The sequence below is a fragment of the Actinoplanes derwentensis genome (assembly GCF_900104725.1).
Classification (GTDB): Bacteria; Actinomycetota; Actinomycetes; order Mycobacteriales; family Micromonosporaceae; genus Actinoplanes; species Actinoplanes derwentensis.
On the sequence record NZ_LT629758.1, the window covers coordinates 10,341,853 to 10,367,449 of the forward strand.

The following is a 25,597-nucleotide window of genomic DNA, read 5'->3' on the forward strand; positions in this document are numbered from 1 at the left end:
CGCTCCGCCGGTCAGGCCGTGCTGGCCTCCTGCTTCCGCAGTTCCACGACGTATGCGGAAAGAGCCGACGCCGAGGACAGGACGTCCTCGGTCAGGTTCTCGTCCTCAAGAGTGACGCCCAGCTTCTCCTCGAGGATCAGCAGGTACTCCAGCGCGTCGAGCGAGCTGAACCCGTACGCGAGCAGGACGTTGTCCCGCTCTTCGAGTGGCACGTCCGCGGCCGGTTCCCGGCCGTTGGAGGCCGCGAACTCCGCCGCCGTCTCGTGAATGGTTCCGAGCACCTCGTCACGGTCCACGCGGAATTCTCCTCACACTCAGGAACGGAATGCAGAATGGTCGAGCGAGGCTGCCGACCGCCAATCGTCGGCATGCACAGAAGCTCGTTGATATCCGACAGCTCACCACACGACGCTCAGCTCCGTCCAGAGTAGTGAGACATTTTTTGTGGGATCGCCCGAGCGCGCCGGCGGCCGTTAGAGTGCATAGGTGCCCACCGATCACTCACCGGTGCGCTCTCGCGTCCGGTTGCAGCTGGAGAACCAGCATCCACTCTCATTACCGCACCTCGAGGAAGATGGCGACCGCCTGCTATTCCTCGGGGAACCCACGGATTTCGGAATGCCCGGCCGGGACATGCTGAACCTATGGAATCGCTGTGACGGAACCCGGCCTCTGGAGTCGTTCCCGCCGGCGGAACAGCAGACCCTTCAGCGCTGGCACGAGGCTGGCCTGGTGCTCGCCGCCCCGCCGCCGGACCCGACCGCGCGGGCGGATCTGACGGTGGTCTCCCCGCACCCCGACGACGCTCAACTGGCCCTGGGCGGGCTTCTCGCGGCCCGCGGCGGCCACGTCGTCGGCGTGTTCACCGAGGAGACCTGGACCCGTCGGCCGTACTACCGATCTCGCCCGAAGCTGACCAGTGACCTGCTGCGCGCGGAGGAGCTCGCCGCCTGCCGGGTGCTGGGAGTGAGCGTCGCGATGCTCGGTTTTCCCGAGGCGCCGCACCGACCGGCCTGGCGTGACGGCTTCCTGACCTCGGAGGACGACATCGGGCGAATTGTCCATACGGAAACAGAGCTTTTCGGCGCCCTCCTGGACGCACTGGGCCCGCAACTGGTGGGCGCGGGCGTCATCGCGGCACCCCTCGGCGTCGGCGGGCACGTGGACCACCTCCTGGTCCGCGAAGCCGTCATCGCGCTCATCGGGCTGAAAGTGATCAGCCCGGACCGGGTGCTTCTCTACGAGGACATGCCCTACTCGGTCTTCGGTGGATCCGCGTCGTGCCGCGAGGGCCTCGCCCCGCGAGCGGAGATCGGGCCGCTGCATGAGGTCCCGGCCATCACCACGCCGGCGCACGCCATGGCCAAGGGTGAAGCTCTGCGCGCCTACCGCCTCCAGGTCACACCGGGGACGATCACGCGGGTGCTCAGGCAGGGTTCCGGCGGGGAAACCGGCGCGTTCACCGAGACGCTGTGGGCGCCGCGGAGATGGGAGTACTCCGGCCCGGACCTCGGGGTCACGGAACGGTGATCGCTATCATTAGATTGACCATGATGGCTGTCTGTGCCATGCTCGCTTAAGCGCTTGAGCTAGGTCCGAACGCATCTGGGAAGGACCCGTTCATGTCTGACGTCGTCTTGTTGACTCCCCGCGAAATAGCGACCGGAGCACCAAGCCTAAACAATCAGAGTATCTCGATCACGGATGATGATTACGTTCGTCTCGATCCGATGATGCGACTATTCTACGAGAAGATTCGTGAGAATCTCGGACTGGCTTGCATAACGTCCTACCTGCGAAATTCGGGATACTCCACTCGCGCGATCAATCTGCACGGCCGCACACCCACCGACGAGGTGATCATCGAACTCATCATTCGGGAGCGGCCGCGATTCGTCGGCATCAGCATCATGTACGACCTGCACATCATCGACGCCGTCCGGCTCGTCAACTGCGTGAAAGCGGCAGACCCGGAGGTCTTCGTCGCCATCGGCGGCGCCTTCTGCACCTATAACGCCAAGCTGATAGCCGAGTCCGTTCCCGGCGTCGACTGCGTCGTCTTCGGTGAGGGTGAGATCACGGTCGTCGGGCTGCTCGACCGCCTGACCTCCGGCCGGGACTGGCGCGACGTGCCGGGCATCTACTTCCGGGACGCCGATCGGGTGCGCGGCACGGGGATGCCGGTGCTCCCGGACCTGACCCGCCTCGTATGGCCGGCGCGGGACGTCCTGCGCGCCAACAAGGCCGCAGGCATCCCCACCCCGGTGGCGTCCACCTTCACCAGCCGCGGCTGCCATGCCAAGTGCACCTTCTGCTACGCGCCCCGCCAGCCCGGCGTCGTCGACGGCTTCTGGCGGCTGCGGCCCGCCGGTGACGTAGTCGACGAGATCGAGTACCTGCAGCGCGACTTCGGCACCCGCTTCATCTGGTTGAACGACGACAACTTCGGCGGCGCCTTCAACGACGGGTTCAAACACGCCGTCGAGTTCGCCGAGGAGGTCATCCGCCGAAAGCTGCGGTTCTCGTTCCACTGCGAATTCCGGGTGGACTCCGGGCTCATCGACCACGAAGCCCTGGACCTGCTGCACCGCGCCGGGCTCGGCTCGGCCCTGCTGGGCATCGAGAGCGGATCGCCCGGGATGTTACGGCGGATCAAGAAGGGCACGACGGTGGCGTACAACTTCGACGCCGCGCGGATCTTCCGGGGCAAGGGGCTCGACCTCGACCCTGGCTGGATCATGGTGGACCCGCAGACGTCCGTCGACGAACTCTGGGAAAACCTCCAATTCATCGTCGCCTCCGACATCCACCACATCGACAACCCTTTCCTTCTGGTCAACCGCGCCATCGCGCTCCGTGGCACCGAGATGTTCGACTCGATCACCGAGCCGCTCGCGCCGGCCGACGCGGTCGGACAGGAAGGGCCGGCGTTCACAGTGTTGCGCCAGGCCCGCCGCGACTACCGCGTGCCCGACGCCAGGGTCGAGGCGCTCTGGGACGTGTGGAGCAGGCTCGGCGGTGCGATCGCCGACCGCAAGGAGAATCAGGTGCCCTTCCTGGCGAACCGGCTCGCCGGTGCCGTGCGGCAGGCCCGCCGCGCCGACCCGCGTGGACGGTCGGAGGCCCTGACCCTGCTGACCGGCCTGCGGCAGTGGCGCAACGGGCTGCCCGGTCTCTTCGCCACCTTCCTCAACTTCGGCCTGCTGCTCGCCGATGCCGACCCGGACGGCCTCGCCACGCGGCTGGACGCCGAACTCAGCCGCCTCGTCGACGACTACGACCGCGAGCACCTGGGGCTGCCGTTCGAAGAACTGCTGCGGCACGTGGAATTCGAGTTCGGCCCGCTCCTGCCGGCCGTGGAGGTGCAGGCCGCATGACCCGGCAGCTCCGCTACGGCGTCATCGGATGCGGGCGCGTCTTCCAGACGTACCACCTGCTGTGCCTGCGCAACCGGCCGGAGTTCACCGTCGCCGCGGCCTGCGACGTTGACCAGGCCCGGGCGCGGTCGCTCTTCGACGGCACCGGGTTCGACCCGTACGTCACCGCGGACTTGGCGGACTTCTTCCGGGTGGGGCACCTCGACGCGGTCTCCGTCTGCACCCCGAACGACGCGCACGTCGAGCCGGTACTGGCGGCCCTGGACGCCGGTGTCGCGGTGCTGTGCGAGAAGCCGCTCGCCGCCACCCCGGCCGGCACGGGCCGACTCGTCGACGCGGCGGCGGGGGCACGGCTCGCCGCGGTCAACCTGCCGTACCGCCACCACAGCCTGCTGCCGGCGTTCCTCGGTGCCCTGCTCCCGGGCGCCTGCGATCTCACCCTCACGTTCACGACCGCCGGGCAGCGGCTCTGGCGACCCGCCACGGCGTGGTACGCGGATGCGGCCCGCGCGGGTGGCGGCGCCCTGCTGGATCTGGGCCCGCACGCGATCGACCTCCTCACGACACTGTTCGGCCCGGCGCAGGCGACGGGATGCCGCATCGAGCGCCCCGGCGGAGTCCCGGGCGGTGTGGAAGAGTCGGCCGAGGCAAGTCTCAGGGTCGACCGTGGCCCCGTCCGAGTGCTGATCAACCGAGCAAGCCGTTCCCTGCGCCTGGATCTCGAAGCCCGCCAGGGCGACCGCGTGGTGACCCTCGATCTCAAACGCGGCGAGGTGCACACCGGTGACGGCGTCGTCGCGACCGCGAGGGGAACCCGGCCCGAACTGGCCGCGATCGAGCTGTTCCTGGACCGGGTCGCGGGCGGGGATGGTGCGGTCGCCGGCTTCGCGGAGGCGGCGGAGTCGCAGGCCACCATCCACGAGTTGTACGCGCTGGCGGATCGCTCGCCGTCCCTCACCAGGTGACTGACCCCCATCGGAGCCCGGCTCCGCGATCCGGAGGTTGCAGATGGCCGACCTGACCGTGGTGATCCCGACGGCGGGACGCTCTACACGCCTGTTCCTGACACTCTCCGCCCTGGCCCGGCAGAGGTCCGTACCCGGCACCTTCGAGATCGTCGTCGTCGACGACGGTCCGGACCCCGGGCTCGTCGCCGAGGTGGTCTCGTCGGTCGGCGTCACCGTCCCTCTGGAGGTCGTCGTCGCGGGCCGCGGCGGCGTCGCCGGTGCCCGCAACGCCGGTGCCCGGGCGGCACGGGGTGACGTACTGCTCTTCCTCGACGACGACACCCTCACCGACGGCGACGTGGTCGAGCGCCACCTGGCCGCCCACCGCGACGCGCCGAACGTCGTGGCACACGGCACCGTTCTGGACCTCACGGCCTTCATCATCGCGACGGATCCACCCATGGCGGCCCCTCACCTACGCGGCCTCCGCGACCGCCGGATCGGTGTGGAGGACCTCGACGACCTTCCCGGCGCGGCTCGGCGCCTGCGCCCGCGACGCTCCTTCATCGAGCGGACCGCCGCCGCGGTCGCCGCCACCGAGCGCTATTCCGTACTGCGCTGGATGTTGTGCATCGGCACCAACACCAGCATGCGGCGTGGCCTGTTCGAGGAGGCGGGCGGCTTCGACATCGGCCACGGCAAGCGCTGGGGTGGCGAGGACCTGGAGTTCGGGCTCCGGCTGGCGGCGGCCGGCGCCGACCTGCGGCTCGTCGAGACGAACGCCTATCACCTGCCGATGTCCCGGCCGGACGCGGACGAGGCCGTCGTGACCTTCTGGCGGGACGTCGCCCACCGGCACCGCCGGCCCCTGCTCGCCGCCGCCGGTTCCTACCTGGCGGGACGCACGACCCTCGACGAGCTGGCGGAGAGCCTGGGTGAGGATTCCCCGGCGCGTACCACCGGCAGACCCGACAGTTTCTCTGACACCTCAGAAGGAGCGGGAATGGACGTGGAGGCCGACGACCTCGGCAATGAGGGTATGCAGGCGAAGATCAAGGAGGTCATTGCCGGGGGCATCAGCAGTACGATGCGGGCGTTCGCCACGCCCCGGCCGATCGTGGTACGCCTCGCCGAAGGGTGCCGGGTGTGGGATGTCGAGGACAACGAGCTCATCGACTTCAACATGGGATACGGCCCGCACATCTTCGGGTACGCCGACGCCGACGTCCTGGACGGTGTCGCCGACCAGTTCCGGCGCGGGCACCTGACCGGCATGCCGCACGAGCTCGACCTCGAGGCGGGCCGCCTGATCACGACGCTGGTCCCCTCCATCGAGCAGGTCAAGTTCGCCAGTTCCGGCACGGAGGCGATCGCCGCCGCCCTGCGCCTGGCCCGGGCGGCGACCGGCCGGACCGTGGTGTTGACCTTCGAAGGTCACTACCACGGCTGGAGCGAGACGATCCACCGGGAGGGCAAGCTCGGGTTGCTGAGGCAGGGACACCGCTCCACCGAGCTGCGTCCCGGCGCCCTGGGCATGATTCCGGAGGCGCTCCACCACACGTTGCAGATCCCGTGGAACGACCCGGAGGCGCTCGACGAGGTGTTCGCACGCGCTGGCGACAGCATCGCCGCGGTCATCATGGAGCCGGTGATGGCCAACGCGTCCGTCGTCGTCCCGGTGGACGGCTATCTCGAACGCGTCCGGCAAGTCACCCGGGCGCACGGCGCCTGGCTGATCTTCGACGAGGTCATCACCGGGTTCCGGGTCGACATCGGGGGAGCGCAGCGGCTCTTCGGGGTACGGCCCGACCTGACGATCCTGTCGAAGGTCCTCGGCGGCGGCTTGCCCGTCGCGGCGTTCGGCGGATCACGTGAGGCGATGGCACTGCTCGCCCGCAACGAGGCCACCCACGCCGGCGTCTACGCGGGCAACCACGCCGCCATCCGGGCAGTGGTGGAGACACTGAGGAAGATCAGCCGCAATCCCGGGATCTACGACGACCTGGAGACCAAGGGGCAACGCGTCGAGACCGGCCTCGGCAAGGCCTTCGCCGACTCGGGGCGGCATGTGCACCTCCAACGGGTGGGAAGCCTGCTGTCGGTGGCGCTGCTCACCGAGCCGGTCGGTCCCGGCGCCACGATGCGCGAGCTGATCGCCGCCATCGACTTCGAGGGGCACCGGCGCGTCCAGATGGCCGCGCAGCGGGCCGGCGTCTACTACCACCCGAATCCGCTCGAGCCCTGGTTCGTGAGTACCGCGCACTCCGACGAGGACATCGATGCGGCCATGACGGTCATCCGAGCGGCGATCACGGAGCTCGCGGATGCACCCTGACCTGACGAGCGCGGGCGCCCTGGCCGAGCGCTTCCGGAAACAGGCCACGGCGCTCGGCCCGGACGTCTTCATCGGGCATGACGACGAGTCGTTCAGCGGTTCGGCGGTCAGGGATCTGCTCGACGAGAAGACCGAGACGTACGGGAAGGCGGGGATCGGGCCCGGCGACTTCGTGGGTGCGTACTCGTGGCCACCGGCGGACTTCGTCACCGACTTCTACGCGGTCCTCGGGCTCGGGGGCACCGTGGTGCCCCTGCCGCGCACACTGAGCGGCTGGGAACTGGAGCGCCTCGACACCGTCGGCCACCTTACCTGCCTGACGTCGCCGTCGGACAGTTTACTCACCCTCGGTGACGATTCCTTCACGACCTCGTCCCGCAGGCTGAGCCGCTGTGCCCGGCACCGTCCGACGGCGCCCACCGGGGCGGCGACCGGGCAGCTGACCTCCGGCACGACGAGGTCGCAGAAACTGGCCCTGCGCCCGGCCTCGGCCCTCGCGGCGGAGGCATCGGGCTACCACCGCGCCCTCGCGTTGACCCCGGAAGAGCTCGTCCTCTGTCCCGTGCCGCTCCACCACGCCTACGGTTTCGGTGTGGGCGTGGTGTCCGCCGCCCTCTACGGCGTTCCGGTGCGTTACTCCGCCAAGCTGCAACCACGGCAGCTGCTGAGGTCGATGGAACAGGGCCGGCCGGTCCTCCTCGCCTCCGTGTCGCCGATGCTCCGCCTGCTCGCCGAAAGCATGGGCGAGCAGTCCTCTCCCCCGCACGCCGTGCGGCTGCTCTACGGGGGGATGCCCCTGGACCGGCGGACCGCCGAGAAGGTCAGCTCGGTGCTCGGCGCACCGATCGGGCAGATCTACGGTACGACCGAGAGCGGGCCGGTCTGTGTGACGACGCCCGGAGACTGGAATACGACCGTGCGTGCGCTCGGCCCCCCGTTGCCGGGCGTCTCCCTCAGCCTCGACGACGCCGGTTTCATCGTCGTCCGCTCGCCGATGATGATGCTGGGCTACGCCCGCGACGGCGCGCTGGACGAGGACTCCGTTCCGCACGACGGCTTCGTGACCGGTGATCTGGGCAGGCGGACTGAGGACGGCCTCACCATCGTCGGGCGGGCCGCCACCTCGATCAATGTCGCCGGGGCGAAGGTGAGCCCGGAGGAAGTCGAGGCGGTTCTCCTGGAGCACCCGGACGTCGGCTCGTGCCTGGTCCACGGGGTCGAGGACGGGCGACTCGGGCAGCGCGTGGCCGCCGTCGTCACCCCGGAGACGGTCGACCTCCGGAAGCTGGAGCAGTTCTGCCGGGAGCGCCTCTCCCCGCCCTGGCTGCCGCAGGTCTTCTCAGCGGTCGCCACGCTGGAGACGACGTCCACGGGGAAGGTGGTGCGCCGTCTCGTCGAACACTGACGTCCCGGCCTTGCGCGTGCCGAGAACCTCATCCGCCCTGTTCACGGCAATCTCGATCATCGACGCGGGAGCCTGATTCGAGGGGCCGATCTTAGCGACCAGACCTCGGTGATCTTCGATGCATTCTGCGCCGCGAGGACTATCGATTGTGTTGCTGCGACCGACCTATCTCGGTGCGACCGCGACAAGGATGCCGAGATCCTTGCCAGACGGCGCCAGATCATGGTGCTCGAACGGCAGCTCGGGTCTGCTGCACCGATAGGTGACAGGTCAAGTCACGCGGCCTGACTGGCCGGTGTGGTCATGATGATCTCGTACTCGATAGGGGTTTGCCGGAGGCGAATTCGTAGGATGCGGGCCCTGCGGGTGCCGACAATGCCATCCGGGTAGAGATCACCATCGCGGTCCGGCCGATGGAATCCGCCCTGGGGACGGGGATGGCTGTGACCAGGGAAGATGAGGTTTCCGGCACCCACAGGGGCCGTGCACCACGCTTCCATGCAACTTGATTCGATTGCCGCCGATGAGTGTGATGCCGGCGGTGAGGATCTCGGCTTGCGGAAACGTGCGGATCGGTCGCGAGGTGAACGCGGCGTCCGGTCAGGGCTGACGGCGTCGGGCCTGGCTCGGCGTCATCCGCAGCGCTGTTGATCGTTCGCTGATCACTACGAACTCGGTATGTGGCCACCACCAGCCGGCCCGTAGGGTCACGGCGAAATCGTTCACGACGGTGACGGCGGGGCCCGGCGCGGGTACGCCGGCTGTGATCGTCCACGTAGCCGCGCCTAGTGCGGCCGGCCAGCCGGTTCCCGGGCCGTGTGGGGGTGAACTGCCGAGATGTCCGATCGGGTATCGGCGGGCCATCCGGCGCTCGGCGGTGGCCTCCCGGATGGCGAGCTCGATCTGCTGATAGGTGTCGCTGATCGCCGCGTCGAGGGCTGCCCGTACCAGAGCCTGCCCCGGCCCGGCGGCGGGGATCGCATCGCTGATCTCTTTCAGCCGCCTGCCTAGATGGCCGTCCACGCGCTCCAGGACTGGGTCGGTGAAACGGGCCGTGTGCGGGTTCGCTCGCAGCCGGGCACCGACTTCGAGCGCCGCGAACAACGCGAAGGACAGTGCCAGCGCACCGATCAGCAGCGTGGTGATCCAGCCCTCGCCCGGTAGGCCGGTTTCGGGCAGCAGCCGAGCAGGGAAACTGCCGAAGATCAGGCCGAGAATCACGCTCACCGCCACGAGTACGGCCGCCGCAAACGACTCCCAGAGCCACCTGAGACGGCTCGCGTCGAGAATGACCGGCGAAACGCGCACGATGAAGATCGTCATGGCCATACCGCTGAGAGTTCCGCTGATCCAGAGGCTGTGGAGGTTCAGGTTCTGCGCCGATCGGTCCGCCATGACGTCGGCGAGGATCAGCGGGTCACCCGGCAGGGCGATCATCAGTGTCACGGCCAGGGCGGCACCAGAGATGAGCCCGGTCAGTCCGAGCCCGTACAGGGCAGGAAACAGTGCCCCGGCTATCCGTACGGCTCCGGTCTGCCGGATCCGGGTAGTGAGCGCGGTGTGCCGCCAGGCGCGTGCAGATGCGAGCAACTGCCCGGCCGGCGGCGACGGCGCCCAGAACACCCGGCCGTGCCAGGGCACACCGGCGTGCTCGTAGCAGCGCCGTACGGCGTCGACCACCTCGGCGCGTTCGGTGTCGGTGAGCGGGCCGGTGTCCAGTAGCCGGTCGGTCCACTCCTCGACGAAACGCCGTACCCGCGGCCCGGACGCCCGCTCGGCCCAGAGCGCGCGGTCCGCCTGCAGCAGGTTCTGCTGTAGGGCTCGGTCGGCGGTGCCGGCCAGGCGCTCGATGGTACGGCGGTTGACGCCGAGGGTCGACCACCTGCCGTCCGCCCGGCGCGCCATGTTCACGAATGTCATGTGGACGTGCAGGCCCATCACAGGTTCCGGCCCGCCGGCCGGGCACGCCGTGCGGTGCACCGTTGTCCAGCCGAGCAGACCGGTTCGAGCCCGGCCGGTGAGACCGTCCCGGCCGTGATGGCTGTCCGATCCGTAGCCGGCCCGCTGTTGCAGCACCTCAGCCGCCTGCCGGATCGCAGCCGTGAAGGCGGTCTCCATTTCGGCGGTGTCCTGGGCAGGGGTTGCCATCAGGGCGCCGGTCGGCTCGGACAGGGTGAGGATCACGTCGTATCCCCGGATACCGGCCGGTACTCGGGCACGTGCGTAGTCACGTGCGAGCGCCAGCACCTCCGCCGGGTACAGGTCACCCAGATCGACGCCGGCGGCTCTGGCCACCGATGCGAGGTCATCGATCGGGGCCCGGAACACCGGAGGCCCGATTTCAGGATGGCTTCCCGATTGGGTGGCTCGTGCCCGCGCGCGAGCCACTCCGCGCTGCAGCCGCCCGAACCGGGCGGCCGCTCCAGCACCCTCGATGCGCTTCGCGCCGGTCTCGAGCGCCTCGACCAGAGGGCCCGCCGGCAGAGTGGCCCTCGGATCGGTTGCTTTGCGCACTGTGATCAGGAGTTCGCCCGTGGCCGGGTGGCAACCGTTCAGCAGCGCACGGACAGCGGCGATCTGGTCGTCGGTGACGATGCTCCCGGGATCGAGGCCGCATTCGCGCAGACCTTCCCCGAACCACTCGACCCGGTCCACGACCAGCTCGCCGTCATCATCCGGTGGCTCATGGTCGAACTGCCGCTTCAGCAGTTCCTCGATGGGGATCCCGGCCGGGCCCACCGCCGTTACCCATACCATGCGTCCGCCTTCCCGAGCTGATCCTGCACGCACGCCAAGACGAGCCCTCCATGTGCGGGGCCATGCCCCATCCGCGGTGGTCACGCATCGTGCATCCGCGACCATCGCCTACCCTCGAACGGCCTACCCGGGAACCTTCTTGGCTCAGGCGGCCTTCGGGAGGTAGATGCCCGCCAATGCGGCCAGGGCGAGAGCGTTCGGCACCGCAGCGATCGGGATCGCCTTCCATACCTTCTTCCACGCTCGTCGGTGACTGCCGCCGTAGTGCACTCGCACGACCTCCTTGCCCGGGGTGACGCTACGGATGTCGGCCCAGCGGAGGAACTCGTCGTCGATCGTGAGGCCGTACCGGGTGACGGTCACGGGACCGAAAACTGCCGTTCCGGTGTGGATCAGCGACTTGCGTGCTCCATCCAGGGCGACATCGCTGATACGCGCGGCCATCCCCGGGAAAGGGCCAGGCAGCTCGAGGGCCGTCGTGCCGTCGTGCCGGCGAAGCTCGTACTCGTAGTGGGTCTTGCTGGTTCCCTGGGCGCCCGGGACAAACGTCACGGCGCTGACATAGTCGACATCCGCCCACGGGTAGGCCTCCACGGTGGCCCTGTCCACCCGCACCAGGCCGCGCTCGAACTCGTACAGATGCGGCCGGCTGCGACGAGGCTTCGATGTCACCACTACGACGATGGTCACGACCACCGCGAGCAGGCCGCCGATCACCAGGTGGAACCGTTGTATCAGAGACTCATCGAACAGCCAGCCGAGACCGAACGTCATGCCCACCTCGACAGCGAGGAAGAACATCAGCACCGTGATGTCGAGGACCAAACCGGTCGGTTCATAAATCTCCACCAGGGCGCCCAACTCGTCCAGGTCGGCTACCGCGACTACGGACTCCGGTACGCACCGTGCCTTCCGGCGCGTCATCGCCGGAGCATGACGATGCTTGTCAGGGAAGCCCATCGTCGCCTCCTCACCGGGATCTCGTGGGGCGCTCGGAGTGACCGTGCCGCTGGGGCCACTATTGGTGTCGAGCAGCCCCGGATCGGTCTCCGGTAATCCTATGCTTGCCATGCAATCGGATCTTGTCGATCTATTGTTGGTGGTGCCGGTGTTGGGGTGTATCCCACGAGCGGTGTTTTGGCGGCACTTTGCGCGACCGACCCTGCGGCCGGCGGAACCGCGGCGTAGGTGGTCGGATCCGCCACCACACTCCGGGTGCTTGTAGACACTTCCGGGCGCTGCTGGAGTATCTGGGGCCCATCAAGGGTTCGCCGGACCTGGGGTCGGTTGCTGGCCGTTACCTGCGGCTTATGCTGCCGTCATGGACGAAGCGCAGCGTCGGTTCATGATCACCGCTGAAGTGCTGGTCGATGTCACCGATGCGGCCATCTTGCGCAGGGCAGCACTCGACCGGGTCGCCGAGGCTGGATTCGTCGCTGATGAGGATCGTAGCGTTGATCAGGTTCGGTCTGCTGAACGTGATGCGGTGTACGCCGATGTCACGGCGGCCCTGGGCTGGGTTGTCGACGTTGAGGCGATCGTCGTGGACGGGGTGGGTGCCGAAGTGGTCGGCTCGACCGTATCGGTGGCTGACGACGAAGACGCGGAAGCGGCAGGTGCCGTTGCCGGTGCTGAAGAGATGCCGGACTTCGCCGCCCTGTTTGCCGTCTGCCGCTGTGGGGCGGACGACTGCTCCGGCTTCCAGTCGACACCCCGGTCGGCGGCGAGCCTGTGGGCGGTCGCGCAGTTGCACGCTGATTTCGCCTACGACGACGTCCAGCACTTCGGCGACGCTCCGGTTTCGGAGAAGGATGATGGGTGGGCGGTATCCGTACCCCGGTGAGTGCGGTCTCGATGCCGGCGTCGGCGAGGATGGTGTCGAAACGGGGTCGGGTACTTGCCGTCACGATCGCGGATCAAGTACTTCACCTGGCAGCCGGTGTCCTCGAGGTCCATGACCGGGTTCCGGGCAGCCTGCGCGACCCGGGCGGCGCTCGGATGGGGCGTGACGCCGAGGATCCGGGCCCTTCGGGTGGCGTGCTCGATCACTGCGAGGACGTATGGGCGGGTGCCGGTCAGTGTCACGGTCTCGAAAAGGTCCGCGGCGACGAGACCTTGGGGTTGGGAGCGCGGGGACGTCGCCCAGGTGCTGTTCGTGCGTTCGGGGCCGGGTCGACGCCGGTGTCGTTGAGGATCTCCCACACGGTGGAGGCGGCGACCTTGACTCCGAGGACGAGTAGTTCGCTGCGGATGCGGCGGTAGCCCCAGTTGCTGTTCTCTCCGACGCCAGGCGCAGTACCGGGGTGCGGATCGACCGGATCGTGCGTGGCCGTCCGGTCCGGCGGGGCCGGGACCGTCGGGCGATCAGATCGCGGTGCCAGAGCAGCACCGTGTCCGGGCGCACCGGCAGCCGGAGCTGGTTCAGCACCGGTCGGGGTAGTGGGTGCAGCAGAGCGGCCGGCCACGCCCGATCCGCGGGAGCGAACCGGACCCGGTCGCCACCGAGCTGCCGTTCGAGGACCATGATCTGGTGCCGAAGGGCCAGGATCTCGGTGTCCTTGTCACGGTCGCTCATCGGCACCAGCCGCAACAGAGCCAGAGCGTTGGTCACACCGAGATAGGCCAGTCGCAGCAACACAACCGATCATCCTCGCGGAGCAGGACGCATCGAGCATCACGGAGGTCCGGTCGCTGAAACCGGCTCCTCGGATCAGGCCCGCGCGTCGGTGATCGAGATAGCTGTGAACAGGGCGGATGAGGTTTCGGCACCCGCAACGCCAGGCGCAGCAACATGAGTCAACATCCTCGCGTAGTCACCGAGGACGATTCAGGGGACACCAGAGCAGCCATGATCACCAGCCTGCCAGAACGCACCCTGACCAGCGCGGATGTTTTTCGGCAGGTGCAGGGTCGACGACCTCACATGATCTCCACTACCATCGCGCGGATGATCGCCGCAGAGCAGAAGATTTCCGGCGGTACGGCCACCGCTCCCGGCGTCGCCGCGTTGACGGACGCCGCCACCGGAGGCGACGTCGACCGTGTCCTGGAGCTTCTCGCGATCATGGACGACCCGGCCAGACGTGCAGCGCGCCGGCCGCTGGACGTGGCACAGAAGACCATGGCCGCGGACGCTCCGTGGGAGGTGCGTACCGCCGTTGCGTTCGCCGCCCTCGGTTGCCGTACCACCCCCGCTGAGGCTGCGAAAGACCTGGTCACCCTCTGGCGGCGTCACCGTTATTGGTCCGGCTGGGCCGGCCGGCAACTGAACGCTTTCACCGGCCGGGGCCCCGCATGGCTCGCCGACACCGGGCGGCGAGTGGCCGCCGCCGTTCCGGTACGCCGCCCGGTCGACTGGCGGATCACCGGCCACGACAACGCGACGCTCTATCGTGTGGCCCGGGAACTACTGTGGATGGCGGGCGCCGAACCTGAGGCCGGCGACGGCTACGTGCTCGAATGGGCGCTCAGCAAACAGCACCGGGAGGGTGAGCTGTGCCTGGCCCCCCACGTGCGCGTCCACCGCAGCACCTATCAGGAGTCCATGGCCCAGGCGTTTAGGACCGACCCGTACACCACCGCATTTCTTCCCCGGGTCTTCGCTCTTGCCGGCTTCTCGACGTATCTCAACGACTCCGAGCACTGGCGCGCGCAGCTGATCGCCCTGACCGAGACCGGCGAGGTGGCCCGCGCGACCCTGATCGACCGCTGTGTCGAAGGGCTGATGAGTGGCGGCCGGGTGCCCGAGATCCGGGGCTTCCAGAAGCTGCTGGCAGAGGTCGATCCGACCGAGGACGAACTCGCTGAACGGGCCGCGGACTGGGCCGGCCTGGCAGGGCGTGCCGACGCGCCGACCGCCGGCCGTGCCCTCGAATCACTGCGCCGGCTGCGGGACGCCGGACGGCTCGACACCGGGCTGCTGGCCGAGACGTCGTACGCCGTGCTGTCCCGGCCGGAGAAGACGCTGGTCCGCAGCCATCTGAAACTGCTCGCCGAAGCCCTTCGCCGGACCCCGGAGGACGCCGCCGACCTGCTTCCGCCGATCGCCACCGCGTTCGGGCACACCGACACCACCGTGCAGGAACAGGCGTGGAAGCTGGTGGCCCAGCACCTCACGGCCGTCGGTGACGCTGTCCGCGGCGAACTCGCCGATGCCCTCCCGGGGCTGACGCCCGACCTGCGCGACCGAGCCGCCGCCGTCCTCGGCACACCGGCGACCGCGACCGAGTCGCAGACCCCGCCGATAGTGGTGTCCGCACCGCTCCCGGTGACTGTCGCGTCCGGTGGCGCGGCCGAGGCGGTCGAGGAGATCGCCGCCCTGCTCAGCGCCCGGCGGCCGGTACCGGTCGACCGCGAGCGGGCGGTCGACGGCCTGATCCGGGCCGCCTACCGGGACCGGGCGGCACTGGCCGAACACCTGGTTCCCGTGGTCCGCCGCCAGAGCTGGATTCCTGCCGGACTGTACGAGCTGCTCAAGGCAGCCCTGGGGGAGATGACAGTCGATGAGGTGCCGGTCGGCCCGAGAGGCATGGCCGGGCGCTCCGATCACGCGCGCTGCATCCCGTGCCTGTACGAATACCTGCTTGAGGCGCGGTGGTACGAGGCCGCGCGCCGGCTGCTGACCGAGCCGGTCCCGTTCCTGCTGGCCGCGCCCGGCTGGAGCAACGGCGCGCTCGACGCCGCCGTCCTGGTCGAACGTCTCACCGAGTACGCACGGCTGGGCCTGCATGCCGGGCACGTCGACCTCGACCAGGCGCTGCTGCGGGCCCGCCTGCCTGAGCCCGCGGCACGCGACAGGCTCGCAGCCGAAGCGGCCGCGATCGGTACACCCGACGGGGTACGGCTCGCCCGTTGGCTGGAATCCGGCGGCATCCACGCCGGCCGTGACAGCGGCCCCGACGTCGAAGCCCGCACCGCACGCCCCGACCTGCGGGAAGGATTCACCCCGGACTTCCGATACGCCCAGGCCCGCACCGCGCTACCCGCCCTGCGTGACGGCTTCACCCCGCACTTCCGGCATCTCGACCAGATCCTCGACTCCAACTGGCACTTCGGGACCGACTTTGCGTCACCCTCGCTTCCCGAGTGGATCGCCGTCGTCCCCGTGTTCCGCGAATATCTCGCCGACCAGCTCACCAACCCCCTGGATCACCCCCAGTCCCTCGACGACTACCTCTTCGACCTGCCGTTACTGATCGAGACGGACGGCCCCGCCGGTCACCGGCTCACCATGGTGTTCGCCGGTGCGATCGTCTCGGCTGGCACTGCACACCGGCCCGCCGCGGTTGACGCGCTGCTGCAGGCCGACGCGCGCGGCGAACTGGACGCGCAGTGGTGCGGCGAGGTGATCGGCCGATGGGCCACCCGGCGGGGCGAGATGTTCGACATCGTCGGTGTCCTGACCGACTTGGCGCATACCGGCGCACACCGCCCAGTGTGGAATATCCTGCGGGCACTGCTTCCAGCCTTGCTGGCCCTGCCCAAGCGCCCCCGCAAGCTCAGCGGCGTGCTGCTGCTGGCCGCCGATTGCGCTGTCCGGATCGGCGCGACCGGCGAGGTGCCCGGTTTGTCCGAGTTGGCCGCGGTCACCGCCGCCTCGCAGGCGGTGAAACAGGCCCGCCGACTGCGAGACGCCCTGGCCGCCGGCGTCGTAGCAACGTCGGGTAGCGTCATCTGAGCAGGGCGTCCATGGATGGAATGATCGGATCTCGGCGTGACGGACCTCCTCCTCTGCGATGATGAACGTCGATGCGCAGATTCCTACAATGTGGATGATCACGACACTTCGATGACACGAACGCTCGCCCGACTCGGTGTTGCGAGGCGCACGCCGACGATCTTGCCGTCGGCACCGAGGATCTCCTCGACCACGGTGTTCCACTCGACCTTGATCCTCTCGTTGTCGAGCGCGCGTTTCTGCATGACCTTGCTGATCAGATCGCGAATCGACTCCCTCAGGAGGCGGGGAGCAGGTCGGCGAGCAGCGCCTCGATGCGGGCCTTGATCTCGTCGCGGATCGGGCGGACGGAGTCGACGCCCTTGCCGGCGGGGTCTTCGAGTTTCCAGTCCTCGTAGCGTTTGCCGGGGAAGACGGGGCAGGCGTCGCCGCAGCCCATGGTGATGATGGCGTCGGATTCCTTGGCGGCGTCCCAGGTGAGTTTGGTGGGGGTCTGGTCGGTGATGTCGATGCCGACCTCCTTCATCGCCTCGACCGCGGCCGGGTTGATGGTCTCGGCGGGCTCGGAGCCGGCGGAGCGGACTTCGACCTTGTCGCCGGCGAGGTGGCGCAGCCAGCCGGCGGCCATCTGGGAGCGGCCGGCGTTGTGGACGCAGACGAACAGGACGGTGGGCTTGGTGTCACTCATGGTGGTTCCTATCAGTGGGTGGTGAGCTGGTTGAGCAGGGCTTGGACCCGGGTGTCGATCTCGTCGCGGACGGCGCTGATGCCGTCGAGGTCGTCGCCGGGCGGGTGGGGCAGGTCCCAGGTCTCGTATCGGGGTCCGGGGAGCCTGGGAACGGCTTCGCCACCACCGGCGATGACGACCACGTCGGCGCTCGTCAGGATCTCGGCGGTGATCGGCTTGGAGTAGGCGTCGTCGAGGGTGAGTCCGCGTTCGGCCAGCACGGCGGCGGCCGACTTCGACACCGTCGCGGCGGGCTGCGAGCCGGCGGAGTGCACCCGCACAGCACCGTCGGCGTGGTGGTCCATCAGGGCGGCGGCCGTCTGGGAGCGGCCGGCGTTGTGGATGCAGATGAACAGCACCGACGGCGTACGGTCGGCGTCGTCGGCCGGGGCCAGAGCGGTGAGCCGGTCGGCGGCGAACCGCTTGGTCAGTTCCGGCAGCCGGGAGTCGCCGAAGGCGGTGCGGTGCAGGGCGACGTAGGAGTCAGCGACGTAGCGAGCCACGGTGTCCGCCGAGTGGACGCCGTCGAAGCGGTCCGCCAGGTCTTTGGTGGTGGCCGCGAGTAGCGCCGGCGTGTCGACGGTGCTCATGCGCGGCGAACCGGGTCGGCGTCGTGCGCGACGACGACGGCGCCGGCGTTCTCGACGGCGTGCGGGTACAGCGCCAGCACCAGGCCTACCCCGAGCAGCAGGCCGACGAGCTGCGCAAAGACGAAGCCGGGCAACGAAGCCGGCGCAATGCCGGCGAAGGTGTCGGTGAACGCGCGGCCGACGGTGACGGCCGGGTTCGCGAAGCTGGTGCTGCTGGTGAACCAGTAGGCGGCGCCGATGTACGCGCCGACGGCGGCCGGTGCGACGGAGGCCCGGCCGGACCGGACCAGCGCGGAGATCAGCAGGAGCAGGCCGACGACGGCGACGATCTCGCCGAGCCACAGGTGGCCGGCGGCGCGTTCTTTCGTCGACATCGTGACCGGGGCCAGGTCGAACATCAGGTTGGCCAGGATTGAACCGGCGATGGCACCGAGGGTCTGCGCGACGGCGTACCCGCCGAGGTCGGGGAGGGTGAGGCCGGTGCCGGTGCGGCGGCCGAGAAACCAGTCGGCGGCCGACACGACCGGGTTGAAGTGGGCGCCGGAGACCGGGCCGAAGGTCAGGATCAGCGCGCCGAGTGCGAACGCGGTCGCGACCGAGTTCTCCAGCAGCTGCAGGCCCACGTCATCGGGTGACAGCTCGACCGCCATGATGCCGGAGCCGACGACGGCGGTGACCAGCAGCGCGGTGCCGAGGAACTCGGCGAGCAGCCGCCGCCACAAAGTGATCTGGTGCATGAGAGTGGTGTGACTCCGGGTCGTCTCGGTTGGATGGTGAGGTCAGCTGGCGGGGATGGCGAACTGGTCGAGCAGCGTGCGGACGCGGCGTTCGAGGTCGTCGCGGATCGGGCGGACCTGCTCCGGGGTGAGGCTGTCCGGGTCGGCGACCTCCCAGTTCTCGTACCGGGTGCCGGGGAAGACGGGGCAGGCGTCGCCGCAGCCCATGGCGATGACCACGTCGGCGGCGCGGACGATCTCGTCGGTCCACGGTTTGGGGTATTCGCCGGTGATGTCGATGCCGCGTTCGGCCATCGCGGTGATGGCGGCCGGGTTGATGGTGGTGCCGGGTTCGGAGCCGCCGGACCAGGCGACCGCCCGGTCGCCGGCCAGGGCGGTGAAGAAGCCCAGTGCCATCTGGGAGCGGCCGGCGTTGTGGGTGCACAGGAACAGCACGACGGGTTTGCCGTCCTGGTGATGGCCTTCGACGCGGGCGAGGGCTTGCAGGCGCTGGCGGGCGAAGCGTTCGGCCAGCAGGGGCAGGTAGTTCGGCACGGTGTGGGCGGTGGCGAACTGGTCGTAGCTGGTGTGCAGGAACCGTTCGATGGTTTCGGGGCCGTAGAGGCCGGTGAACTCGCTGGCCAGCCGGACCGCGGCGGTCCGGAGAGCGAGGTCCTGGTCGATGGAGAGGTCGCGTAGCTCGGGGTGGGTCAGGTCAGCCATGGTCGGCTCCGGTGGTGAGGGCGGGCGCGATCCGGTCGATGCGGTCGGCGAGGTCGGTGTAGGCGGCCTCGAACGCTTCGTCGGTGTCGACGCGGGCGGGGTCGGGCACGGACCAGTGCAGCCGGGGCCGGATCGGGCCGGTGAGGTCTTCGTGGGCGTTGTCGCAGACAGCGATGATCAGATCACCGGCACCGACCACGTCGTCGACGTGGTCGGTGCCGGTCGGGTCGAGGGCCAGACCGTGTTCGTGGGCGACCCGCACCGCCCGGGGATGCACGCGCTGGGCGGGAACGGTGCCGGCGGAGGCGACCTGCCCGCCGATTCGATCCCGCCACAGGGCCGCGGCGAGCTGGGAGCGGGCGGAGTTGTGGGTGCAGACGAACACCACCCGCTGCCCGGCGTCGAGCCGTGGTGCGGTCAGCGTGGACAGCACCCTGGGAACGAGTTGCAGGTAGGTGCGGCGGCGATCGCCTTCGGAGCGGCTGCGCCTCAGCAGACCAGCTTCTTGCAGGACCTTGACGTGGTGGGCGACAAGGTTGGTGGGCATGGCGAGTTCGGCGGCGATCTCGCCGGGAGAGGCGTCGCCGAGGGTGAGCGCGTCGACGATCGCGAGGCGGGCGGGGTCACCGAGTGCAGCGTGGACTCGAGCCCGCGCCGTCAGGGACAAAATTTCAGCGTCCATTGACTCAATTATTACTGAGTCATTCTGGCTGGGCAAGCGAACGTCGGGTGAACACGGCGGCTGTGAGAAGTCGGTGGATCTGATCCGCGCAGCCCAGGAACGGTCTGGCAGGGCTGGCGCGAGAACCGCGGCCTGTGGTGGATCGCCGCCGGCGTGATGGTGCTCGGCGCGTACGGCTTCGTCGCGACCTTTCAACCGGATCCGAACTTCGGCCGGATCCTGGCCGCCTACGGCGGCGTCTTCGTCACCGGATCCCTGATCTGAGGCATGGTCGTGGACAGATTCCGCCCGGACCGGTGGGACCTGCTCGGCGTCGCCGTGATCATGTACGCCCCACGCGGCCCCGCCGCCTCCTGACCGAACCATCGCCCATCTGGACCACGGCGGCGACGCAGCCGGTCACGATGAGCGGGTTGCGCCTTCAGCGTTGCCAGCAGGTCAGGCGACCGCAGGCTCCTCCACGGCGAGCAGCGTGGCGAGCTGGCGCATCAGGCCCGGCCTGGCCCGGTAGTAGACCCAGCTGGCCCGGCGTTCGGCGTCCACCAGGCCGGCTTCTCGTAACACCTTCAGGTGATGCGAGATGGTGGTCCCGGAGAGCGTGAAGGCCGGAGTGAGGTCGCAGACGCAGATCTCCCCGCCGGGCGCCGACGCGATCATCGACATCAGCTGCAACCGGATCGGATCGCCCAGCGCTTTGAACGCCTGGGCGAGGACTCCGGCGGCCTGCGCGGGCACCCGGTCCTGGGCCATCGGCGTGCAGCAGGGCACCGCGTCGAGGTCGATCGGCGGTGACGACACGGCTGGTTTCGACATGCGTCGAGGTTGACAGATGTCGAACCCGCATGCAAGGTGACTTCGACAAGCTTCGGATTCGACAAACCTCGAATCCGGGTACGGCGGATCCCGCCGATCCGCTCTCCTACTCGAACTCACCGAGGAGTCCCCGCCATGAGTAGCGACGCTTCCACCACGGCCACCGCCGGGCAGGACCCGTGCTGCGGCACCGCCGAAGCCGCAGCCCAGGCCGACGCCTGCTGCGCCCCGGCCGCCAAGACCGAAGCGGTCGCCGACGGCGCGAGCTGTTGCGTACCGACCGCTCAAGCCGCGCCGGCCGAGACACGAGAGGCCGGTTGCTGCGGCCCGGCCGGCACCACCAGCGCCGGGGAACTGCTGCCCACGCCTGCCGCCCCTCCGGCCCCGGTCGCTGGCGGTCAGCCGGAGCAGTCGCCGGTCGTGGTGATCGGCGCCGGACCGGTCGGTATGGCCGCTGCCGCCCACCTGCATGAGCAGGGTTTGCCGTTCCTGGTCCTGGAAGCCGGTGACCAGGTCGGCGCGTCGGTGCGGCAGTGGGCGCACGTCGGCCTGTTCAGCCCGTGGCGCTACGACATCGACACCGCCGCCCGCAGGCTGCTCGACGCCGTAGGTTGGGCCGCACCCGACGATGAAACCCTGCCCACCGGCGGCCAGCTTCTCGAGGACTACCTCCAGCCCCTCGCGAAGCTCCCCGAGATCGCCGCGCACCTGCGGTTCAACGTCACGGTGACCGCGATCAGCCGGGTCGGCGCCGACCGGGTCCGCACCGCCGGCCGCGCCGACCTGCCGTTCGTGATCCGTCTCGCCGACGGCACCGAGATCACCGCCAGCGCGATCATCGACGCGTCCGGCACTTGGCGCACCCCCAACCCCCTCGGCGCCAACGGCCTGCCCGCCCACGGCGAACCCGACACCGCCGCGCTGATCGACCATGCCCTGCCCGACGTGCTCAGCGCCGACCGCGACGCCCACGCCGGGAAACACACCATCGTCGTCGGCTCCGGGCACTCCGCCGCGAACACCCTGCTCGACCTGGCCCGCCTCGCCGAGACCACCACCGGCACCCGGATCACCTGGGCCGTGCGCGGCGGGTCCGCCAGCCGCGCGTTCGGCGGCGAGGACGCCGACGAACTACCCGCCCGCGGCGCCCTCGGCAGCGGCCTGCGCATGCTGGTCGACTCCGGCCAGGTCACCCTGGTCACCGGCTTCGGCGTCCACACCGTCCGCCGTACCAGCGACGGCATCGAGCTGATCGCCGCCGACGGCCGCACGCTGACCGCCGACCGGGCCGTGTCGGCCACCGGCTTCCGACCCGACCACGGCATCGCCTCCGAACTGCGCCTGGACCTCGACCCGATCCTGGGCTGCACCCGCACCCTCGCCGACCTGATCGACCCCAACGAGCACTCCTGCGGCACCGTCACCCCGCACGGCTACCGCGAACTCGGCCAGCCCGAACCCAACTACTACGCCGTCGGCATGAAGTCCTACGGACGCGCCCCGACCTTCCTGATGGCCACCGGCTACGAGCAGGTCCGTTCCATCGCCGCCGCCCTCGCCGGTGACTTCGAAGCCGCCGACGACGTGCAGCTCGACCTGCCCGAAACCGGGGTGTGCAGCACCAACCTCGTCGCGGAGAACGCCGCCCGGGAGATCGCCGCCCGCTTCGGCCTGACCCCCGACGTCCCGATCGCCCTTGCCGCCGCCACCATGGCACTACTCCCGGCAGCGGCCAGCACCAGCGACGCGGTCCGGGCCGCCGCCGCACAGATCGGCCTCGACCCGGAGACCGCCTTGCAGATCGCGGCACTGACCGAACAGCCCGGCGCCCTGCCCAGCGTCGCCGGACTGATCAGCCTCACCTCATCCGACGGCGGTAGCTGCTGCGCGTGAGCTCACCCACCCGCACCACGATGCCCGCCGGCCAGCAGGCCGGCGGGCATCACACACTCCTCACCGCGTTCGCAGTCACCCGCAGCCTGGACCCGACCGGAGCCGGCCGTACACGATGGACGATGCGGTGGAAACCTGCCATCGATGCCTTCGCCATCACCTTCAGTGACCGATGGCCAGGAGCCGAGACCTACTAACGAGAACGCCAAAAACACCGCTCGTGGTACACGCCCCCCGCCCGGCTCAGGCGGCTGCGGTGGTCAGCAGATCACGGAGTTGAGCCGCTGTGGGGATTCGTCCGGCGAGAACGACGCGGTCATCAACGACCAGGGCGGGTGTGCTCATCACACCGTAGCCGGCGATGGTGGGATAGTCGGTCACGCTCCTGACCTGGGCCGTCAGGTTCAGGTCAGCGATCGCGGCGCGGGTGAGTTTTTCGAGCGTGTGGCAATTGGCACAGCCGGGTCCGAGGATCTTGATGAACATGATGCCCTGCCTTTCAGAGGATGGCATTGAACAGGTAGCCGGTGGCCACGATGCCGGTGGCGACCACGCCGACGAAGGCGGCCAGCAGCGGTGGCTTGAGGACCCGCCGCAGCAGGATCAGCTCGGGTAGCGAGAGCGCGACGACGCTCATCATGAACGCGAGCACGGTGCCGATCGCCATGCCTTTGGCGTAAAGGACCTCTACCAGCGGAAGGATGCCGGCGGCGTTGGAGTACAGCGGCACCCCGATCGCCACGGCGACCAGTGGGCCGAACGGGTTGTCCGGTCCGGCGACGCGGGTGAAGAAGTCCGCCGGTGCCCAGCCGTGGATCACCGCGCCCAGCCCGATACCTATGAGCAGGTACGGCCACACCTTCCGCAGGATCGTGGCCACTTCCTCGCGGCCCATCACCAAACGGTCCGACCAGGTCAGCCGCTGTCCGGCAACGACGGCCGCGCCGCGCAGGGTGGTCTGGTAGACGAAGTCCTCCACCCAGCGGGACGGGCTGACCCGGCCGAGGACGTATCCGGCGACGGTGGCGATCATCAGTCCGGAGAGCACATAGAGGACGGCGATCCGGGCGCCGAACATGCCGTAGAGCAGCACCACTGCGACCTCGTTGATGAGCGGGCTGGCGATCAGGAACGACAGGGTGACACCGAGGGGCACACCGGCGGCGACGAAACCGATGAACGCCGGCACCGCCGAACACGAACAGAACGGGGTGGCGACACCCAGCCCGGCGGCGGCCAGATTCGCCACTCCCTCACGGCGCCCACCCAGCAGCGCACGGGTGCGCTCCAGGCTCAGGTACGAACGGGCGATCGTGACCACGAAGATGATGCCGGCCAGTAGCAGCACGATCTTGACGCTGTCGTAGAAGAAGAAATGCACACCTGAGCCCAGCCGGGAGCCGGCGTCCAGCCGCAGCCAGTCGTAGACGACAAGGTCCCACCACGGCCGGTTCAGCTGATAGGCGACCAGCCACAAGCCGGCCACGGCAGCCAGCGTCGCGCCCTGCACAGCAGGACGGCGCCAACCGCCCACCGCCGGTGCGGGAATCGATCCGCTGAGCATCACGGTCTCCCGGGAAAAGTGGGAAGAGCGGCCGCGAGCCGGTCGGCCGCACTGTCGGCGATGGCGTAGTCGATCCACCGACCCCGCCGCCGGGCGCTCACCAGGCCTGCCTCACGCAGCACTTTGAGGTGGTACGACAGCAGATTCGCTGCTACCGCCGCGACCGGCCGCAGATCGCACACACACCGGGTCCGGCCGTCGGCCAGGTGGGTGAGTAGCCGCCACCGCACCGGGTCGGCGACCACACCCAGCAGTGCCGACGATTCGATCGCGTTTGCTGCAATCGCCGTTGAAGTGTTCACCACCTCAGCGTCCGCCGGGTCCTCACGTCCCGCGCAGAGTCCGCCGACCCGATTGAGAGGGACCTGCGGGCCGAGCGAGGAAAGGCGGCCCGGAACATGGCCCATGCGATCGCCGCGGAAGCCGAGCCAGGTGCTGAGTTGGTATTGCAGGTGCCGTAGGACGGCGTAGAGGCTCAAGGTTGCCCTGCTGCTGTGGGGTCGGTAGCCGCGTAGCCGGGTGAGGAAAAGCTGAGCAGCGGTGGCGAGGGTGACATGGCGGTGCCAGCCGATCCAGGAACGGCCCTCGAAGTGGTAAAGGCCGATGCCAGTTTGAGCTCGCGATAGTCGTGCTCGATGCGCCAGCGGCTTTCGCGCGCTGGACCATGTCGCTCAGTTCGGTGTCGGCGGGTAGGCCGGACAGCCAGTAGTCGGTGGGTTCTTCTCCCGCCTTGACCGGCCGGACCACGGACGGCAACCAGCCGTTCAGCCCGGAGAGCCTGCGTGGCCTGGTACCCGACCTCGCCGAGCGCGACGTCTACCTGTGCGGACCTGTCGCCATGGCCACCACTGTGCAGCGCAGCCTCCGCGCGTTGTGGGTGCCGGCCCGTCAGCGGCACATCGAGGCGTTCCGCTTGGGCGTCTGACAATCAGCCGAGACGGTGCAGGAGTGGTCGACGTGGCGCCCGATCGCGTCGAAACCGGCCTGCTCGGCGGTGTACCCGGCCTCCGAGGCGAGAGCCCGCGCCCGCTCGGGTTCGCCGGTGGCGAGCAGTTCGGCGTAAGTCAGCTGGGTGCGGGCGACTAACAGTGGAGCGCGAAGGCGGCGGTTGGCGGCGAGAGCGATGCCGGCGGCCTGCTCGCGCCAGTTGTGCAGGATCGGCGCCATGCGGGCCGCGGGCTCGGTGAAGGTGAGACGGTGGCAGACCTCGGCCCACAGCATCAGGGCGGTCGACCAGACCGGCCTCATGATCCGGGCCAGGATCCGCGAGTGATGCCGGCGTGATCGCCTGAACGGTTTGAGGAACTAAGCAGCGTAGGGGACACCGACGATAGCGGTGTCCCCTACGCTGCTTCGCATCGTCTCCCTTGGAAGACCGGGTGGTGCGCCCT

At 69.1% G+C, this 25,597-nt stretch carries 24 protein-coding genes and 2 pseudogenes; 11 read left to right on the top strand and 15 right to left on the bottom strand.

Features of this window, described 5'->3' with window-relative positions:
- Positions 1-11: 11 nt before the first annotated feature.
- The gene (locus tag BLU81_RS46115) at positions 12-296 is read right to left on the bottom strand and encodes an acyl carrier protein (protein ID WP_092555924.1); all 285 of its coding nucleotides are present in this window, start codon (positions 294-296) and stop codon (positions 12-14) included.
- Between the two features lie 322 nt (positions 297-618).
- On the opposite strand from BLU81_RS46115, the gene BLU81_RS46120 reads away from it, so the two are divergent.
- The 5 genes from BLU81_RS46120 (at position 619) to BLU81_RS46140 (ending at position 8,064) form a co-directional block, all read left to right on the top strand.
- Complete coding sequence (locus BLU81_RS46120; protein WP_092555926.1) at positions 619-1,530, top strand: PIG-L deacetylase family protein; 912 nt, start codon at positions 619-621, stop codon at positions 1,528-1,530.
- A gap of 203 nt (positions 1,531-1,733) precedes the next feature.
- Complete coding sequence (locus BLU81_RS46125) at positions 1,734-3,377, top strand: B12-binding domain-containing radical SAM protein (protein ID WP_231954904.1); 1,644 nt, start codon at positions 1,734-1,736, stop codon at positions 3,375-3,377.
- Positions 3,374-4,342, top strand: a complete 969-nt coding sequence (locus BLU81_RS46130; protein ID WP_092555930.1) for a Gfo/Idh/MocA family protein — start codon at positions 3,374-3,376, stop codon at positions 4,340-4,342. The genes BLU81_RS46125 and BLU81_RS46130 overlap by 4 nt, the downstream gene beginning before the upstream one ends.
- A 43-nt stretch (positions 4,343-4,385) precedes the next feature.
- Positions 4,386-6,659 (top strand): aminotransferase class III-fold pyridoxal phosphate-dependent enzyme, encoded by a 2,274-nt coding sequence (locus BLU81_RS46135; protein WP_092555932.1) that lies wholly within the window; start codon positions 4,386-4,388, stop codon positions 6,657-6,659.
- Positions 6,649-8,064, top strand: coding sequence for a class I adenylate-forming enzyme family protein (locus BLU81_RS46140; protein ID WP_092555934.1), 1,416 nt, complete (start codon positions 6,649-6,651; stop codon positions 8,062-8,064). The genes BLU81_RS46135 and BLU81_RS46140 overlap by 11 nt, the downstream gene beginning before the upstream one ends.
- A gap of 600 nt (positions 8,065-8,664) precedes the next feature.
- Here the strand turns inward: BLU81_RS46140 and BLU81_RS46145 are convergent.
- Positions 8,665-10,821 carry a relaxase domain-containing protein gene (locus BLU81_RS46145; RefSeq protein WP_157752087.1) on the bottom strand — a complete coding sequence of 719 codons (2,157 nt, stop codon included), beginning with the start codon at positions 10,819-10,821 and terminating at the stop codon, positions 8,665-8,667.
- 144 nt (positions 10,822-10,965) lie between these two features.
- The gene (locus BLU81_RS46150) at positions 10,966-11,682 is read right to left on the bottom strand and encodes a hypothetical protein (protein ID WP_157752088.1); all 717 of its coding nucleotides are present in this window, start codon (positions 11,680-11,682) and stop codon (positions 10,966-10,968) included.
- A 460-nt stretch (positions 11,683-12,142) separates the two neighbouring features.
- Here BLU81_RS46150 and BLU81_RS48980 point away from each other — a divergent pair, with 460 nt between their 5' ends.
- Together BLU81_RS48980 and BLU81_RS46160 are read left to right on the top strand one after the other, a co-directional pair.
- Positions 12,143-12,664 (top strand): hypothetical protein, encoded by a 522-nt coding sequence (locus tag BLU81_RS48980; RefSeq protein ID WP_157752089.1) that lies wholly within the window; start codon positions 12,143-12,145, stop codon positions 12,662-12,664.
- Between the two features lie 1,104 nt (positions 12,665-13,768).
- Entirely contained in the window at positions 13,769-16,498 is a 2,730-nt protein-coding gene (locus tag BLU81_RS46160) for a DUF6493 family protein (protein ID WP_157752090.1), read from the top strand.
- A 98-nt stretch (positions 16,499-16,596) separates the two neighbouring features.
- Here BLU81_RS46160 and BLU81_RS48985 read toward each other — a convergent pair whose 3' ends face one another.
- From BLU81_RS48985 to BLU81_RS46185, 6 genes are read right to left on the bottom strand one after another with little or no spacing between them, the layout of a single operon-like run.
- Positions 16,597-16,743 carry a hypothetical protein gene (locus BLU81_RS48985; protein ID WP_373873379.1) on the bottom strand — a complete coding sequence of 49 codons (147 nt, stop codon included), beginning with the start codon at positions 16,741-16,743 and terminating at the stop codon, positions 16,597-16,599.
- A gap of 32 nt (positions 16,744-16,775) precedes the next feature.
- The gene (locus BLU81_RS46165) at positions 16,776-17,186 is read right to left on the bottom strand and encodes an arsenate reductase ArsC (RefSeq protein ID WP_092555942.1); all 411 of its coding nucleotides are present in this window, start codon (positions 17,184-17,186) and stop codon (positions 16,776-16,778) included.
- Between the two features lie 11 nt (positions 17,187-17,197).
- On the bottom strand, positions 17,198-17,815 hold the full coding sequence (locus tag BLU81_RS46170) for an arsenate-mycothiol transferase ArsC (protein ID WP_092555944.1): 618 nt from the start codon (positions 17,813-17,815) through the stop codon (positions 17,198-17,200).
- Entirely contained in the window at positions 17,812-18,552 is a 741-nt protein-coding gene (locus BLU81_RS46175; RefSeq protein WP_092555946.1) for an aquaporin, read from the bottom strand. The genes BLU81_RS46170 and BLU81_RS46175 overlap by 4 nt, the downstream gene beginning before the upstream one ends.
- A gap of 42 nt (positions 18,553-18,594) precedes the next feature.
- Positions 18,595-19,254, bottom strand: coding sequence for an arsenate reductase ArsC (locus BLU81_RS51755; protein ID WP_092555948.1), 660 nt, complete (start codon positions 19,252-19,254; stop codon positions 18,595-18,597).
- Entirely contained in the window at positions 19,247-19,936 is a 690-nt protein-coding gene (locus BLU81_RS46185; RefSeq protein ID WP_092555950.1) for an arsenate reductase/protein-tyrosine-phosphatase family protein, read from the bottom strand. Before BLU81_RS46185 ends, BLU81_RS51755 begins: the two co-directional genes overlap by 8 nt.
- A gap of 66 nt (positions 19,937-20,002) precedes the next feature.
- Between BLU81_RS46185 and BLU81_RS46190 the strand changes: the two are divergent.
- Positions 20,003-20,293, top strand: a pseudogene (locus tag BLU81_RS46190) (YnfA family protein); the annotation flags it as partial.
- A gap of 81 nt (positions 20,294-20,374) precedes the next feature.
- Here BLU81_RS46190 and BLU81_RS46195 read toward each other — a convergent pair.
- A complete protein-coding gene (locus BLU81_RS46195) occupies positions 20,375-20,749 on the bottom strand; it encodes an ArsR/SmtB family transcription factor (protein WP_092555952.1) in 375 nt (124 codons plus the stop codon).
- 447 nt (positions 20,750-21,196) lie between these two features.
- Here BLU81_RS46195 and BLU81_RS46200 point away from each other — a divergent pair, with 447 nt between their 5' ends.
- Positions 21,197-22,642 carry an NAD(P)-binding domain-containing protein gene (locus tag BLU81_RS46200; RefSeq protein WP_231954906.1) on the top strand — a complete coding sequence of 482 codons (1,446 nt, stop codon included), beginning with the start codon at positions 21,197-21,199 and terminating at the stop codon, positions 22,640-22,642.
- Positions 22,639-22,839 carry a hypothetical protein gene (locus BLU81_RS46205; RefSeq protein ID WP_092555956.1) on the top strand — a complete coding sequence of 67 codons (201 nt, stop codon included), beginning with the start codon at positions 22,639-22,641 and terminating at the stop codon, positions 22,837-22,839. The genes BLU81_RS46200 and BLU81_RS46205 overlap by 4 nt, the downstream gene beginning before the upstream one ends.
- 46 nt (positions 22,840-22,885) lie before the next feature.
- On the opposite strand, the gene BLU81_RS46210 is transcribed toward BLU81_RS46205, so the two are convergent.
- The 4 genes and pseudogenes from BLU81_RS46210 to BLU81_RS51300 all read right to left on the bottom strand — a co-directional run.
- Positions 22,886-23,128, bottom strand: coding sequence for a thioredoxin family protein (locus BLU81_RS46210; RefSeq protein WP_092555958.1), 243 nt, complete (start codon positions 23,126-23,128; stop codon positions 22,886-22,888).
- A gap of 13 nt (positions 23,129-23,141) precedes the next feature.
- Entirely contained in the window at positions 23,142-24,206 is a 1,065-nt protein-coding gene (locus BLU81_RS46215; RefSeq protein WP_092558608.1) for a permease, read from the bottom strand.
- Entirely contained in the window at positions 24,206-24,508 is a 303-nt protein-coding gene (locus tag BLU81_RS46220; RefSeq protein ID WP_197686071.1) for an ArsR/SmtB family transcription factor, read from the bottom strand. Before BLU81_RS46220 ends, BLU81_RS46215 begins: the two co-directional genes overlap by 1 nt.
- Positions 24,509-24,681: 173 nt before the next feature.
- Positions 24,682-24,926: pseudogene (locus BLU81_RS51300) on the bottom strand (IS701 family transposase); the annotation flags it as partial.
- Between BLU81_RS51300 and BLU81_RS46225 the strand changes: the two are divergent.
- Entirely contained in the window at positions 24,919-25,131 is a 213-nt protein-coding gene (locus BLU81_RS46225; RefSeq protein WP_197686072.1) for a hypothetical protein, read from the top strand. The pseudogene BLU81_RS51300 and the gene BLU81_RS46225 sit on opposite strands and share 8 nt — an antisense overlap.
- Here the strand turns inward: BLU81_RS46225 and BLU81_RS46230 are convergent.
- Positions 25,095-25,454, bottom strand: a complete 360-nt coding sequence (locus BLU81_RS46230; RefSeq protein ID WP_092555962.1) for a hypothetical protein — start codon at positions 25,452-25,454, stop codon at positions 25,095-25,097. The two genes, BLU81_RS46225 and BLU81_RS46230, sit on opposite strands and share 37 nt — an antisense overlap.
- Positions 25,455-25,597 lie beyond the last annotated feature (143 nt).